At 64.8% G+C, this 13,768-nt stretch carries 14 protein-coding genes and 1 tRNA gene; all 15 read left to right on the plus strand.

What is annotated here, in order from left to right:
* The first annotated feature begins 74 nt into the window (after positions 1-74).
* The 15 genes from rpsO to nuoI all read left to right on the plus strand — a co-directional run bounded on the left by rpsO (position 75) and on the right by nuoI (position 13,728).
* Positions 75-341 carry a 30S ribosomal protein S15 gene (gene rpsO / locus AC3A84_RS00690; RefSeq protein WP_092937170.1) on the plus strand — a complete coding sequence of 89 codons (267 nt, stop codon included), beginning with the start codon at positions 75-77 and terminating at the stop codon, positions 339-341.
* 214 nt (positions 342-555) lie between these two features.
* Entirely contained in the window at positions 556-2,820 is a 2,265-nt protein-coding gene (gene pnp, locus AC3A84_RS00695; RefSeq protein WP_487967843.1) for a polyribonucleotide nucleotidyltransferase, read from the plus strand.
* Positions 2,821-2,898: 78 nt separating this feature from the next.
* On the plus strand, positions 2,899-3,903 hold the full coding sequence (locus AC3A84_RS00700; protein WP_487967844.1) for an NAD(P)H-quinone oxidoreductase: 1,005 nt from the start codon (positions 2,899-2,901) through the stop codon (positions 3,901-3,903).
* Complete coding sequence (tpiA, locus tag AC3A84_RS00705) at positions 3,900-4,649, plus strand: triose-phosphate isomerase (RefSeq protein ID WP_487967845.1); 750 nt, start codon at positions 3,900-3,902, stop codon at positions 4,647-4,649. The genes AC3A84_RS00700 and tpiA overlap by 4 nt, the downstream gene beginning before the upstream one ends.
* A gap of 45 nt (positions 4,650-4,694) precedes the next feature.
* Complete coding sequence (secG, locus tag AC3A84_RS00710; RefSeq protein ID WP_487967846.1) at positions 4,695-5,069, plus strand: preprotein translocase subunit SecG; 375 nt, start codon at positions 4,695-4,697, stop codon at positions 5,067-5,069.
* Positions 5,070-5,182: 113 nt separating this feature from the next.
* Positions 5,183-5,267: transfer RNA gene (locus tag AC3A84_RS00715), tRNA-Leu, on the plus strand.
* A gap of 77 nt (positions 5,268-5,344) precedes the next feature.
* Positions 5,345-5,704 carry an NADH-quinone oxidoreductase subunit A gene (locus AC3A84_RS00720; RefSeq protein WP_092937317.1) on the plus strand — a complete coding sequence of 120 codons (360 nt, stop codon included), beginning with the start codon at positions 5,345-5,347 and terminating at the stop codon, positions 5,702-5,704.
* A 24-nt stretch (positions 5,705-5,728) separates the two neighbouring features.
* Positions 5,729-6,208 carry a NuoB/complex I 20 kDa subunit family protein gene (locus AC3A84_RS00725; RefSeq protein ID WP_007849129.1) on the plus strand — a complete coding sequence of 160 codons (480 nt, stop codon included), beginning with the start codon at positions 5,729-5,731 and terminating at the stop codon, positions 6,206-6,208.
* A 10-nt stretch (positions 6,209-6,218) separates the two neighbouring features.
* Positions 6,219-6,827 carry an NADH-quinone oxidoreductase subunit C gene (locus AC3A84_RS00730; RefSeq protein WP_092937315.1) on the plus strand — a complete coding sequence of 203 codons (609 nt, stop codon included), beginning with the start codon at positions 6,219-6,221 and terminating at the stop codon, positions 6,825-6,827.
* Between the two features lie 26 nt (positions 6,828-6,853).
* The gene (locus tag AC3A84_RS00735; RefSeq protein WP_092937162.1) at positions 6,854-8,107 is read left to right on the plus strand and encodes an NADH-quinone oxidoreductase subunit D; all 1,254 of its coding nucleotides are present in this window, start codon (positions 6,854-6,856) and stop codon (positions 8,105-8,107) included.
* Positions 8,104-8,619: an NADH-quinone oxidoreductase subunit NuoE gene (nuoE, locus tag AC3A84_RS00740; RefSeq protein WP_092937160.1), complete on the plus strand. Its 516-nt coding sequence runs from the start codon at positions 8,104-8,106 to the stop codon at positions 8,617-8,619. Before AC3A84_RS00735 ends, nuoE begins: the two co-directional genes overlap by 4 nt.
* Positions 8,616-9,971, plus strand: a complete 1,356-nt coding sequence (nuoF, locus tag AC3A84_RS00745) for an NADH-quinone oxidoreductase subunit NuoF (RefSeq protein WP_092937158.1) — start codon at positions 8,616-8,618, stop codon at positions 9,969-9,971. The genes nuoE and nuoF overlap by 4 nt, the downstream gene beginning before the upstream one ends.
* 14 nt (positions 9,972-9,985) lie before the next feature.
* Positions 9,986-12,130 carry an NADH-quinone oxidoreductase subunit NuoG gene (gene nuoG, locus AC3A84_RS00750; protein WP_487967847.1) on the plus strand — a complete coding sequence of 715 codons (2,145 nt, stop codon included), beginning with the start codon at positions 9,986-9,988 and terminating at the stop codon, positions 12,128-12,130.
* Positions 12,127-13,203: an NADH-quinone oxidoreductase subunit NuoH gene (gene nuoH / locus AC3A84_RS00755; RefSeq protein ID WP_092937154.1), complete on the plus strand. Its 1,077-nt coding sequence runs from the start codon at positions 12,127-12,129 to the stop codon at positions 13,201-13,203. The genes nuoG and nuoH overlap by 4 nt, the downstream gene beginning before the upstream one ends.
* Before the next feature lie 12 nt (positions 13,204-13,215).
* Positions 13,216-13,728: an NADH-quinone oxidoreductase subunit NuoI gene (gene nuoI, locus AC3A84_RS00760; RefSeq protein WP_343591311.1), complete on the plus strand. Its 513-nt coding sequence runs from the start codon at positions 13,216-13,218 to the stop codon at positions 13,726-13,728.
* Positions 13,729-13,768 lie beyond the last annotated feature (40 nt).

The following is a 13,768-nucleotide window of genomic DNA, read 5'->3' on the forward strand; positions in this document are numbered from 1 at the left end:
CCACGGCGCTGTCTGCGGCTCTTAGTCAATCAAGAGTTCCAGCCGCACCGCCGCTTCCATACAAAGGAAATCCAATGATCGCATCCTCCATCAAGGCCGAAGTCGTCAAGGCCAACGCCCGCGCCGCCAATGACACCGGTAGCCCCGAAGTCCAAGTGGCCCTGCTGACGGCCCGTATCAACGAGCTGACCCCCCACTTCAAGCAACACGCCAAGGACCACCACGGTCGCCGCGGCCTGCTGCGCATGGTGAGCCGCCGCCGCAAGCTGCTGGACTACCTGAAGGCCAAGGACGCAGACCGCTACACGGCGCTGATCGCCAAGCTGGGTCTGCGCAAGTAAGCGCATTCGCATGACGAAACGCCTGGGTTAGCACGCTAGCTCAGGCGTTTTTTACTTCGGAGACGCAAAAGCAGAGCGAAGCTGTGTCATTCCAATGGCCCTGGGGCACCGGCCCGGGCCGCAGGTCCACTGGAATGGCATCGTGTTCTGATTTGCCTCCGGCCCTTGCTGGCTGCGCGCAGCCAGCTATCAAAAAAGAAGCATAGGAAACCGCATGACCATCTTCAATAAAGTCACCAAGTCCTTCCAGTGGGGCGACAAGACCGTCGTCATGGAAACCGGCGAAATCGCTCGCCAGGCCAACGGCGCCGTGCTGGTCGAGATCGACGGCACCGTCATCCTCGCCACCGTGGCGGCCTCCAAGTCGGCCAAGCCCGGCCAGGACTTCTTCCCGCTGACCGTCGATTACATCGAGAAGACCTACGCCGCCGGCAAGATCCCCGGCAGCTTCTTCAAGCGCGAAGCCAAGCCCAGCGAACACGAAACGCTGACCAGCCGCCTGATCGACCGCCCGATCCGTCCGCTGTTCCCCGAAGGCTTCCTGAACGAAGTCCACGTGGTCGTCCACACCGTCTCGCTCAACCCCGAAGTCGATGCCGACATCGCCGCCATGATCGGCGTGAGCGCTGCGCTGGCCATCTCCGGCATCCCGTTCAGCGGCCCCATCGGCGCTGCACGCGTGGGCTACATCAACGGCCAATACGTGCTGAACCCCGGCCAGACGGCCCGCAAGAACTCGCAGATGGACCTGGTCGTCGCCGGCACCGAAGCCGCCGTGCTGATGGTCGAATCCGAAGCCCAGCAACTCAGCGAAGAAATCATGCTGGGCGGCGTGGTGTTCGGCCACGAACAGGCCAATGTCGCCATCAACGCCATCCATGAACTGGTGCGCGAAGCCGGCAAGCCCGTGTGGGACTGGCAGCCGCCCGCCGAAGACGAAGCCTTCGTCGCCAAGGTCAAGGAACTGGCCGAAGACAAGCTGCGCGCCGTCTATCAGATCCGCAGCAAGCAAGCCCGCACGCAAGCCCTGCGCGAAGCCAACGCCAGCGTGATGGAAGCCCTCAAGGCCAGCGGCGAGCCCTTCGACGCCGGCAAGGTCGGCGACCTGCTGTTCGCCATCGAATCGAAGATCGTGCGCAGCCAGATCCTGGCCGGCGAGCCCCGCATCGACGGTCGCGACACCCGCACCGTGCGCCCCATCGAGATCCGCAACTCCGTGCTGCCCCGCACGCACGGCTCGGCCCTGTTCACTCGCGGCGAAACGCAGGCGCTGGTGATCTCCACGCTGGGCACCGAACGCGACGCGCAGCGTATCGACGCGCTGGCCGGCGAGTTCGAAGACCGCTTCATGTTCCACTACAACATGCCTCCCTTCGCCACCGGCGAAGTGGGCCGCATGGGCTCCACCAAGCGCCGCGAGATCGGCCACGGCCGTCTGGCCAAGCGCGCCCTGGTCGCCGTGCTGCCGACCAAGGAAGAATTCCCCTACACCATCCGCGTGGTGTCGGAGATCACCGAATCGAACGGTTCCTCGTCGATGGCTTCCGTCTGCGGCGGCTGCCTATCGATGATGGACGCCGGCGTGCCGATGAAGGCCCACGTGGCCGGCATCGCCATGGGCCTGATCAAGGAAGACAACCGCTTCGCCGTGCTGACCGACATCCTGGGCGATGAAGATCACCTGGGCGACATGGACTTCAAGGTGGCCGGCACGACCGATGGCATCACCGCCCTGCAGATGGACATCAAGATCCAGGGCATCACCAAGGAAATCATGCAGGTCGCCCTGGCCCAGGCCAAGGAAGCGCGCATGCACATCCTGGGCAAGATGCAGGAAGCCATGGGCGAGGCCAAGGCCGAAGTCTCGAACTTCGCGCCCAAGCTCTACACGATGAAGATCAACCCCGAGAAGATCCGCGACGTGATCGGCAAGGGCGGTGCCGTGATTCGTGCGCTGACCGAAGAGACCGGCTGCCAGATCAACATCGAGGAAGACGGCACCATCACCATCGCCGCCACCGACAACGCCAAGGCTGACGAGGCCAAGAAGCGCATCGAGCAGATCACGGCCGAAGTCGAGATCGGCAAGATCTACGAAGGCCCGATCGTCAAGATCCTGGACTTCGGCGCGCTGATCAACCTGCTGCCCGGCAAGGACGGCCTGCTGCACATCAGCCAGATCGCCCACGAGCGCGTGGAAAAGGTCACCGACTACCTGACCGAAGGCCAGATCGTCAAGGTCAAGGTGCTCGAGACGGACGAAAAGGGCCGCGTCAAGCTGTCCATGAAGGCGCTGACCGAGCGTCCGGCTGGCGATTTCGGCGGCCGTCCTGAGCGCGCCGAACGCGGCGAGCGCAGCGACCGTGGTGATCGCGGCGACCGTGGCGACCGTGCTGAGCGCGGCGAACGCCGTGACGGCGGCCGCGCCGAGCAGGCTGCCCCCGCAGCGGGCTCCGACGCCGGTTCGCACAACGCCTGATTGCTACAGGAATGAGAGCTTCCAGCGCCCGCTAGACGGGCGCCGGAGGCCTTTTTCGTTTTCATCAAGGTCATCGTCATGAACCGTGTCATGCGTGTTGTCGAAATCGCGGCTTTCGGTCCTCCCGAAGGCCTGCGGCTGGGCGAGCGCCCTGTGCCCACGCCGGGCGCCGGCGAGCTGCTGATCCGCGTGGCGGCCAGCGGCATCAACCGCCCCGACGTGCTGCAGCGCAAGGGCCATTACGCACCGCCGCCTGGCGCCTCCGATCTGCCGGGTCTGGAAGTGGCCGGCGTCATCGAGTCCGGGGATGCCGAGGCCATGGCCCACGCAGGCCTGGCCGCGGGCGACCGCGTCTGCGCGCTGCTGGCCGGTGGCGGCTATGCCGAATGGTGCGTGGCGCCGGTGGCTCAATGCCTGCCCGTGCCGCAAGGCCTGGGCGATGTCGAGGCCGCTTCGCTGCCCGAGACGTTCTTCACGGTGTGGAGCAACGTGTTCGACCGCGGCCGCCTGCAGTCCGGCGAGGTGCTGCTGGTGCAGGGCGGCAGCAGCGGCATCGGCGTCACGGCGATCCAGCTGGCTCGCGCACGCGGCGCCACGGTGATCGTGACGGCTGGCAGCGACGAGAAGTGCGCGGCTTGCCTGTCGCTGGGCGCGCATCACGCCATCAACTACAAGACGCACGATTTCGTCGCCGAGGTCCGGCGCATCACCGAAGGCCGTGGGGCCGACGTGATTCTGGACATGGTGGCGGGCTCGTACGTCGCGCGCGAGGTGGAGTGCCTGGCGGAGGATGGCCGTCTGGTCATCATCGCCGTGCAGGGTGGAGTGAAGGCCGAGTTCGACGCCAGTCTGGTGCTGCGCCGGCGACTCGTCATCACCGGCTCCACGCTGCGCCCGCGTCCGGTGGCATTCAAGGGTGCCATCGCCCGCGCCCTGCGCGAAGAAGTCTGGCCGCTGGTGGCGTCGGGGGCGGTGCGCCCGGTGATCCACAGCACGCTCGACGCCTCTCAGGCCGCAGAGGCGCACACCTTGATGGAATCCAATCAACATATTGGCAAGATCGTCTTGAAGTGGACCGCATGAAAAAGAAACTGATTGCCGGCAACTGGAAGATGAATGGCGGCCTGGCCGCCAATCAGGCGCTGCTGACGGCGCTTCTGGATGGCCTGAAGACGCAGCCGCCGGTCTGCGACGTGGCCGTCGCCGTACCTGCCGCCTATCTGGCACAGGTGCAATCGCTGGTGGCGGGTTCCGCCGTCGCGCTCGCGGCGCAGGATGTCTCCAGCCAGGAATCCGGCGCCTTCACCGGAGAGATCTCGGCGGGCATGCTGCGCGACTTCGGCACGCGCTATGCGCTGGTCGGCCATTCGGAGCGCCGCCAATACCACGGCGAAACCGACGAGCTCGTCGCGGCCAAGGCCCAGCGCGCGCTGGCGGCGGGCATCACGCCCATCGTCTGCGTGGGCGAGACGCTGGCCGAACGCGAAGCGGGGCAGACCGAAGCGGTGGTCAAGCGCCAGCTAGCGGCGGTGATCCACCTCAATGGCCACTGCATCAGCGAGATCGTGGTGGCTTACGAGCCCGTCTGGGCTATTGGCACCGGCCGCACGGCCACGCCGGCGCAGGCGCAGGAGGTCCATGCAGTGCTGCGTGCCCAGCTGGCTGCGGCCACGGAGCACGCGCAGCGCATTCCGCTGCTCTACGGCGGCAGCATGAACGCGGCCAACGCTGCGCAGCTGCTGGCGGAAAACGATATCGATGGCGGTCTGGTGGGCGGCGCTTCGCTCAAGGCGGCTGACTTTTTGCAAATCATCGCGGCGGCGGGCTGACGGCCCGGCATCCGCAGACATTCATCCATTGGGGAGTATTGAAGAATGAACATCTTGGTGAACGTGATCCTTGCCGTGCAGATGCTGACGGCCCTGGGCATGATCGGTCTGATCCTCATCCAGCACGGCAAGGGCGCCGACATGGGTGCGGCCTTCGGTAGCGGCGGCTCGGGGAGCCTGTTCGGTGCGAGCGGCAGCGCCAACTTCCTGTCGCGCACGACCGCGGTGCTCGCTGGCGTCTTCTTCGTGGCGACGCTGGCGCTGGCGTATTTCGGCAACGCCCGCCCCACCAGCACTGGCAGCGTGCTGGAAGGCGCTCCCGCCGCGGCAGTGCCTGCTGCGGCCAGCTCGGCTGCATCGGTTCCTGCGTCCGTTCCTGCGGTACCGGCTTCCGGCGCAGGCCAGATTCCGACTAAATAAACGCATCAACCGCCCCAAATTGCCTGGGGCGGTCGCAATTCCGGAGTAGAATTGCGGACTGTCTGGACAAGCCAAACCGCAAGGTTCCTCATGCCATCCAGATGCATAAATCAGCCGTCGTGGTGAAATTGGTAGACACGCTATCTTGAGGGGGTAGTGGCGAAAGCTGTGCGAGTTCGAGTCTCGCCGACGGCACCAATACAAAAAAGGCCGCCCTCACACGCTCTGCAATGGAGTGTGTGCAGGCCGGCCTCAGCGGTGAGCAAATCCTCCAGATGAACCTCGATCAGTACCTCCCCGTTCTTCTGTTCATTTTGGTCGGCATGGGTGTCGGCGTGGTTCCCCTGGTGTTGGGCTACGTGCTCGGTCCCAATCGCCCTGATGCGGCGAAAAACTCCCCCTACGAGTGCGGCTTCGAAGCCTTTGAAGACGCCCGCATGAAGTTCGACGTGCGGTACTACCTCGTCGCCATTCTCTTCATTCTTTTCGACCTGGAAATCGCCTTTCTCTTCCCCTGGGCCATCGCCCTGCAGGATGTGGGTCTGGCGGGATTCATTGCCGTGGTGATCTTTCTGGCCATCCTCGTCGTCGGCTTTGCTTACGAGTGGAAAAAAGGTGCGCTGGATTGGGAATGAACGGCCAGAAAAGAGGAAGACACGATGATTGAAGGCGTGATGAAGGAAGGCTTCATCACCACGAGTTACGACTCCGTGGTGAATTGGGCCAAGACTGGCTCGCTCTGGCCCATGACCTTCGGTCTGGCCTGCTGCGCGGTCGAGATGATGCATGCGGCTGCCGCACGCTACGACATCGGCCGCTTCGGCGCCGAAGTGTTCCGCGCCAGTCCGCGTCAATCCGACCTGATGATCGTGGCCGGCACGCTGTGCAACAAGATGGCCCCCGCGCTGCGCAAGGTCTATGACCAGATGTCCGAGCCCCGCTGGGTGCTGTCCATGGGCTCTTGCGCCAACGGCGGTGGTTATTACCACTACAGCTATTCGGTCGTGCGGGGTTGCGATCGTATCGTGCCCGTCGATGTCTATGTGCCGGGCTGCCCTCCGACGGCCGAAGCCCTGATCTACGGCATCATCCAGCTGCAGCAGAAGATCCGCCGCACCAATACCATCGCTCGCGTCTGAAGGGTTGATGATGACTGCTATTGCCATTCGCCCCGAGGCGCTTCGGGATGTGATCGCTGCTGCCCTGGGCGACAAGGTCCGTTCGCTGACCATTGCGCTGGAAGAAGTGACCGTGCTGGTTTCGGCGTCCGATTACCTCGCCGCCATGCAGATCCTGCGTGATGCCCCCGGTTGCCGCTTCGAGCAGCTGGTCGATCTCTGCGGTGTGGACTACTCGGCTTACCGTGAGGTCGGCGTCGAGGGCTCGCGCTACTGCGTGGTTTCGCACCTGTTGTCCGTGAGCCTGAACCAGCGCGTGCGCGTCAAGGTGTTCTGCCCGGATGACGACCTGCCGGTCGTGCCTTCGGTAGCCGAACTCTGGAACTCCGCCAACTGGTATGAACGCGAGGCGTTCGACCTGTACGGCATCGTGTTCGACGGCCATAACGACCTGCGTCGCATCCTGACCGATTACGGCTTTATCGGCCATCCGTTCCGCAAGGACTTTCCGCTGTCGGGCCATGTCGAGATGCGCTACGACGCCGAGCAGCGGCGCGTGGTGTACGAGCCTGTGACGATCGAGCCGCGCGAGGTGACCCCGCGCATCATCCGCGAAGACAATTACGGAGGCCTGCATTGAGGCGCTGCGGCGCCCGGTGATCCATCATGGCTGAAATCAAGAACTATTCCCTGAACTTCGGGCCCCAGCATCCGGCCGCCCACGGTGTGCTGCGTCTGGTGCTGGAGCTCGACGGCGAAGTCGTCCAACGCGCCGACCCCCACATCGGCCTGCTGCACCGCGCAACGGAAAAGCTCGCCGAGCACAAGACCTTCATCCAGTCGCTGCCCTACATGGACCGGCTGGACTACGTCTCAATGATGTGCAACGAGCACGCCTACTGCCTGGCCATCGAGAAGCTGCTGGGCATCGACGTGCCCCTGCGTGCGCAGTACATCCGTGTGATGTTCTCCGAGATCACGCGCCTGCTGAACCACCTGATGTGGCTGGGTTCGCACGGCAACGACTGTGGCAGCTCCACCATCCTGATCTACACCTTCCGCGAGCGCGAAGACCTGTTCGACATGTACGAGGCGGTGTCGGGTGCGCGCATGCATGCGGCCTACTTCCGTCCGGGCGGCGTGTACCGCGACCTGCCGGACAGCATGCCGCAGTACAAGGTCAACAAGATCCGCAACGCCAAGGCCATCGAGGCGCTGAACCAGAACCGCAGCGGGTCCCTGCTGGACTTCATCGACGACTTCACGCAGCGCTTCCCCAAGTGCGTGGACGAGTACGAAACCCTGCTGACCGACAACCGCATCTGGAAGCAGCGTACGGTCGGCATCGGCGTGGTGACCCCCGAGCGTGCCCTGAACCTGGGCATGACGGGCCCGATGATCCGCGGCTCCGGCATCGCCTGGGATCTGCGCAAGAAGCAGCCCTACGACGCCTACGACCGTGTCGATTTCGACATCCCCGTCGGCAAGACCGGCGACTGCTACGACCGCTATCTGGTGCGCGTGCAGGAAATGCGCGAGTCCAACCGCATCATCAAGCAGTGCGTGGACTGGCTCAAGGCCAACCCGGGTCCGGTCATCACCGACAACCACAAGGTGGCGCCGCCCTCGCGCGAATCCATGAAGTCCAACATGGAAGAGCTGATCCACCACTTCAAGCTCTTCACCGAAGGCTTCCGCGTGCCCGAAGGCGAGGCCTATGCCGCCGTCGAGCACCCCAAGGGCGAGTTCGGCATCTATCTAGTGAGCGATGGCGCCAACAAGCCCTACCGCCTGAAGATCCGCGCTCCGGGCTTCGCCCATCTGGCGACGCTTGACGAGATGGCCCGCGGGCACATGATTGCCGACGCGGTGGCCATCATCGGCACCATGGATATCGTGTTCGGAGAGATTGACCGATGATTACCGATGCGACCAAGGCGCGCTTTGCGCGCGAAGTGGCGAAGTACCCCGCCGAGCAGAAGCAGTCCGCCGTGATGGCCTGCCTGTCCATCGTCCAGCAGGAGCAGGGCTGGGTCAGTGCCGACAGCGAAGCCGTCATCGCCGAATACCTCGGCATGCCGCAGATCGCCGTGCACGAAGTCACGACGTTCTACAACATGTACAACCAGCAGCCGACGGGCAAGTACAAGCTGAACGTCTGCACGAATCTGCCTTGCCAGCTGCGCGACGGCCAGAAGGCCCTGCACCACCTGGAAAAGAAGCTCGGCATCTCCATGGGCGAGACCACGGCCGACGGCCTGTTCACGCTGCAGCAGTGCGAATGCCTGGGTGCCTGCGCCGATGCGCCGGTGATGCTGGTCAACGACCGCACGATGTGCAGCTTCATGGACAACGAAAAGCTCGACCAGCTCGTGGACGGCCTGCGCCAGGCCGAAGGCCCCGCTCCGGGCCGTGTGGGGGAAAGCGCATGACGACGCCAGCACAGATCCTCTCGCAGTTCCAGGCCACGGGCGTCCAGACCTGCTTCCATGACCGTCACATCGAGCCGCAGATCTATGCGGGCCTCGACGGCACGAACTGGAGCATCAAGGACTACGAAGCGCGCGGCGGCTACCAGGCCCTGCGCAAGCTGCTGGGCACCGACGGCGGCGAGCCGATGACGCAGGACCAGGTCATCGCCACCGTCAAGGAATCCGGCCTGCGCGGCCGCGGCGGTGCGGGCTTCCCGACCGGCCTGAAGTGGAGCTTCATGCCCCGCTCGTTCCCGGGCCAGAAGTACCTCGTCTGCAATTCCGACGAAGGCGAGCCGGGCACCTGCAAGGACCGCGACATCCTGCAGTTCAACCCGCACATCGTCATCGAAGGCATGATCATCGCGGCCTACGCGATGGGCATCACGGTGGGCTACAACTACATCCACGGCGAGATCTTCCAGACCTACGAACGCTTCGAGGAGGCGCTGGAAGAGGCACGCGCCGCCGGCTACCTGGGCGACAACATCCTGGGCAGCAGCTTCAGCTTCCAGCTGCATGCGGCCCACGGCTTCGGCGCCTACATCTGCGGCGAAGAGACCGCGCTGCTGGAATCGCTCGAAGGCAAGAAGGGCCAGCCGCGCTTCAAGCCGCCGTTCCCGGCCAGCTTCGGCCTCTACGGCAAGCCCACCACGATCAACAACACCGAAACCTTCGCTGCGGTGCCCTGGATCATCCGCAACGGCGGCGCGGCCTATCTGGCCTGCGGCAAGCCCAACAACGGCGGCACCAAGATCTTCTCGGTATCCGGCGACGTGGAAAAGCCCGGCAACTACGAAGTGCCCATGGGCACGCCCTTCGCCAAGCTCCTGGAGCTGGCCGGCGGCGTGCGCAAGGGCCGCCAGCTCAAGGCCGTCATCCCCGGCGGTTCGTCCGCTCCGGTGCTGCCCGCTTCCATCATCATGGAATGCACGATGGACTACGACTCCATCGCCAAGGCCGGTTCCATGCTGGGTTCCGGCGCAGTGATCGTCATGGACGATTCCCGCAGCATGGTCGAGAGCCTGCTGCGCCTGTCGTACTTCTACTCGCACGAGTCGTGCGGGCAGTGCACGCCTTGCCGCGAAGGCACGGGCTGGATGTGGCGGGTGATCGACCGTATCCAGCACAACGCCGGCCGCGAAGGCGATCTGGATCTGCTGAACTCGGTGGCCGACAACATCCAGGGCCGCACGATCTGCGCCCTGGGCGACGCAGCGGCCATGCCGGTGCGCGCCATGATCAAGCACTTCCGACCTGAATTCGAAGCGCTGATCCGCCAACAGACCCCCCAGGCGCCTGCCTCTGCCTGACCTCGAGAACGCATATGGTTGAAATCGAACTGGACGGGCGGAAGGTTGAAGTCGCCGAAGGCAGCATGGTCATGCATGCAGCCGAGAAGGCGGGCACCTATATTCCCCATTTTTGCTACCACAAGAAGCTTTCCATCGCTGCCAACTGCCGCATGTGCCTGGTGGACGTGGAAAAGGCACCCAAGCCCATGCCCGCCTGCGCCACGCCGGTCACGCAGGGCATGATCGTGCGCACCAAGAGCGACAAGGCCATCAAGGCCCAGCAGTCGGTCATGGAATTCCTGCTCATCAACCACCCGCTTGATTGCCCCATCTGCGACCAGGGCGGCGAGTGCCAGCTGCAGGATCTGGCCGTGGGCTACGGCGGTTCCTCCTCGCGCTATGCCGAGGAAAAGCGCGTCGTGTTCCACAAGGACGTCGGCCCGCTGATCTCCATGGAAGAGATGAGCCGCTGCATCCACTGCACCCGCTGCGTGCGCTTCGGCCAGGAAGTGGCCGGCGTGATGGAGCTGGGCATGATCCATCGCGGCGAGCATTCCGAGATCACCACCGTGGTGGGCGATACCGTGGACTCCGAGCTGTCGGGCAACATGATCGACATCTGCCCGGTGGGCGCTCTGACCAGCAAGCCCTTCCGCTACAGCGCCCGGACCTGGGAGCTGTCGCGCCGCAAGACGGTGAGCCCGCACGATTCGACGGGTGCGAACCTGATCGTGCAGGTCAAGAACCACCGCGTGATGCGCGTGGTGCCGCTCGAGAACGAAGACGTCAACGAGTGCTGGATCGCCGACCGCGACCGCTTTTCCTACGAAGCCCTCAACGGCGGCGACCGCCTGACCCGCCCCATGCTCAAGCAGGGCGGCCAGTGGCGCGAGGTCGATTGGCAGACGGCCCTCGAATACGTCGCCAACGGCCTGCAGGGCGTGAAGAACCAGCACGGCGCCAACGCCATCGGCGCTCTGGTCAGCCCGCACAGCACGCTGGAAGAGCTGTATCTGGCCGGCGCCCTGGTGCGCGGCCTGGGCAGCGACAACATCGACTACCGCCTGCGCAACGCAGAGTTCCCCGCTGCCGAAGGCGTCCGCTGGCTGGGCACTTCGATCGCATCGCTGTCTGCGCTGCAGTCCGTGCTGGTCGTGGGCTCCAACCTCCGCAAGGACCACCCGCTGTTCGCGCAGCGCATCCGCCAGGCCGCGCGCCGCGGCTGCACGGTGACCGCGATCAACGCACGTGAATACGACTGGGCTATGCCTGTGGCGCAGACGCTGCTGGCTCCGGCCTCCGGCTGGCTGGCAGCACTGGCCGAAGTTGCCGCGGCGCTGGCCCAGGAAAAGGGCGTAGCCGCTCCCCAAGCCGTGGCGCAAGTGGGCGATGCCGCCCAGGCCGTGGCCCGTGCGCTGCTGTCCGGCGAACAGAAGGCCGTGCTGCTGGGCAACGGTGCTGCTCACCACGCCCAGGCCTCCAGCCTGCTGGCGCTGGCTCAATGGATCGGCGAGCAGACCGGCGCGACCGTCGGCTACCTGACCGAAGCGGCCAACACCGTGGGCGCGCAGTTCGTCGGCGCACAGCCGCAGTCGAACGGCCTGAACGCGGCGCAGATGCTGTCCGGCGGCGTCAAGGCGGCCTTGCTGCTCAACACCGAGCCGGAGCACGACTCCGCCCTGGGTGCCGATGCCGCCAAGGCGCTGGCCGGCATGGACATGGTGGTGACGCTGAGCCCCTTCAAGACCAACCTGGAATTCAGCGACGTGCTGCTGCCGATCGCTCCGTTCTCGGAAACCTCGGGCACCTTCGCCAATGCCGAAGGCCGGCTGCAGAGCTTCCATGCCGTGGTCAAGCCCCTGGGCGAGGCCCGTCCTGCCTGGAAGGTGCTGCGCGTGCTGGGCAACCTGCTCAGCGTGCCGGGCATCGGTTTCGAGACCTCGCAGGAAGTGCTGGCCCACGCCACGGGCGTGGCGCAGAGCGCTGCCGCGCTGGAGCAGATCTCTGCCGAGCGCTTGAGCAACCGCACGGCCGCTTCGGCCGCTGCACCAGCGGGTGCCGCCGTGGGCGAGCCCGTGGTGGCGAGCATCTACCAACTGGACGGCCTGGTTCGCCGTGCCACGTCGCTGCAATTGACGGCCGACGCACGTCTGGCCGCTGAAGGAGCCGCAGCATGATCGACGCGATGTACAACGGCGGGCTGAACCTGTTCGCCGCCTCCTGGTGGACCGCCGCCGTGTGGCCCGTGCTCTGGAACCTCATCAAGATCGTCGCCATCGTGGCGCCGCTGATGGGTGCCGTCGCCTACCTCACGCTGTGGGAGCGCAAGCTGCTGGGCTTCATGCAGGTCCGTCACGGCCCCAACCGCGTGGGCCCCTTCGGCCTGCTGCAGCCGCTGGCCGACGGCCTGAAGTTGCTGACCAAGGAAATCATCCAGCCTGCAGCCGCGAGCAAGGGTCTCTTCGTGCTGGGCCCTGTGATGGCGATCATGCCGGCGCTGGCCGCGTGGGTTGCGATTCCCTTCGGCCCCGAGACGGTGCTGGCCAACGTCAACGCCGGCCTGCTGCTGATCATGGCGATCACCTCGATCGAGGTGTACGGCGTGATCATCGCCGGCTGGGCATCGAACTCGAAGTACGCCTTCCTGGGCGCGCTGCGCGCCTCGGCCCAGATGGTGAGCTACGAAATCGCGATGGGCTTCTGCTTCCTGGTCGTCATCATGGTGTCCGGCAGCATGAACCTGACCGACGTCGTGACCAGCCAGGGGCAGGGCACGATGGCCGGCATGGGCCTGAGCTTCCTGTCCTGGAACTGGCTGCCGCTGCTGCCGATCTTCGTCGTGTACCTGATCTCGGGTGTGGCCGAAACCAACCGCCACCCCTTCGACGTGGTTGAAGGCGAAGCGGAAATCGTGGCCGGCCACATGGTCGAGTACTCGGGCATGGGCTTCGCGATCTTCTTCCTTGCTGAATACGCCAGCATGTGGCTGGTCTCCATCCTGGCCGTGCTGATGTTCCTGGGCGGCTGGCTGCCCCCCGTGGACGCGCTGGGCTTCATTCCGGGCTGGATCTGGCTGGGCATCAAGACGTTCCTGGTGGTCTCCATGTTCATCTGGATTCGCGCGACCTTCCCCCGCTTCCGCTATGACCAGATCATGCGTCTGGGCTGGAAGATCTTCATTCCGGTCACCCTGGTGTGGCTGCTCATCGTGGGCGCATGGCTGCATTCGCCCTGGAACATCTGGAAATAAGCGGGGACAACCATGACTGCTGTTGCTGCTGCATCACCGTTTTCGGTGAAGGATTTTTTCAAGAGCTTCATGCTGGTGGAGCTCCTCAAGGGGATGGCTCTCACGGGCCGCTACGCCTTCCGCCGCAAGGTGACGGTGCAGTTCCCGGAAGAGAAGACGCCGCTGTCGCCGCGCTTTCGCGGCCTGCATGCGCTGCGCCGCTATGAGAACGGCGAAGAGCGCTGCATTGCCTGCAAGCTCTGCGAGGCCGTGTGCCCGGCGCTGGCGATCACCATCGAGTCCGACGTGCGTGCCGACGGCTCCCGCCGCACCACCCGCTACGACATCGACCTGACCAAGTGCATCTTCTGCGGCTTCTGCGAGGAAAGCTGCCCGGTCGATTCCATCGTGGAAACCCAGATCCTGGAATACCACGGCGAGAAGCGCGGCGACCTGTATTTCACCAAGGAAATGCTGCTTGCCGTGGGCGACCGCTACGAACCAGAGATTGCCGCAGCGAAGGCCGCGGACGCCAAGTACCGCTGACCCGCGGTACCGCCCCTGCCGACACTTACCAAAGATCTGA

This window comes from Paracidovorax sp., from assembly GCF_057642795.1.

What these genes read in the sequence shown, in the direction of transcription:
- rpsO (WP_092937170.1), top strand. Translation starts at nt 75, where the DNA reads ATGATCGCATCCTCCATCAAGGCCGAAGTCGTCAAGGCCAACGCCCGC.
- pnp (WP_487967843.1), top strand. Translation starts at nt 556, where the DNA reads ATGACCATCTTCAATAAAGTCACCAAGTCCTTCCAGTGGGGCGACAAG.
- AC3A84_RS00700 (WP_487967844.1), top strand. Translation starts at nt 2,899, where the DNA reads ATGAACCGTGTCATGCGTGTTGTCGAAATCGCGGCTTTCGGTCCTCCC.
- tpiA (WP_487967845.1), top strand. Translation starts at nt 3,900, where the DNA reads ATGAAAAAGAAACTGATTGCCGGCAACTGGAAGATGAATGGCGGCCTG.
- secG (WP_487967846.1), top strand. Translation starts at nt 4,695, where the DNA reads ATGAACATCTTGGTGAACGTGATCCTTGCCGTGCAGATGCTGACGGCC.
- AC3A84_RS00720 (WP_092937317.1), top strand. Translation starts at nt 5,345, where the DNA reads ATGAACCTCGATCAGTACCTCCCCGTTCTTCTGTTCATTTTGGTCGGC.
- AC3A84_RS00725 (WP_007849129.1), top strand. Translation starts at nt 5,729, where the DNA reads ATGATTGAAGGCGTGATGAAGGAAGGCTTCATCACCACGAGTTACGAC.
- AC3A84_RS00730 (WP_092937315.1), top strand. Translation starts at nt 6,219, where the DNA reads ATGACTGCTATTGCCATTCGCCCCGAGGCGCTTCGGGATGTGATCGCT.
- AC3A84_RS00735 (WP_092937162.1), top strand. Translation starts at nt 6,854, where the DNA reads ATGGCTGAAATCAAGAACTATTCCCTGAACTTCGGGCCCCAGCATCCG.
- nuoE (WP_092937160.1), top strand. Translation starts at nt 8,104, where the DNA reads ATGATTACCGATGCGACCAAGGCGCGCTTTGCGCGCGAAGTGGCGAAG.
- nuoF (WP_092937158.1), top strand. Translation starts at nt 8,616, where the DNA reads ATGACGACGCCAGCACAGATCCTCTCGCAGTTCCAGGCCACGGGCGTC.
- nuoG (WP_487967847.1), top strand. Translation starts at nt 9,986, where the DNA reads ATGGTTGAAATCGAACTGGACGGGCGGAAGGTTGAAGTCGCCGAAGGC.
- nuoH (WP_092937154.1), top strand. Translation starts at nt 12,127, where the DNA reads ATGATCGACGCGATGTACAACGGCGGGCTGAACCTGTTCGCCGCCTCC.
- nuoI (WP_343591311.1), top strand. Translation starts at nt 13,216, where the DNA reads ATGACTGCTGTTGCTGCTGCATCACCGTTTTCGGTGAAGGATTTTTTC.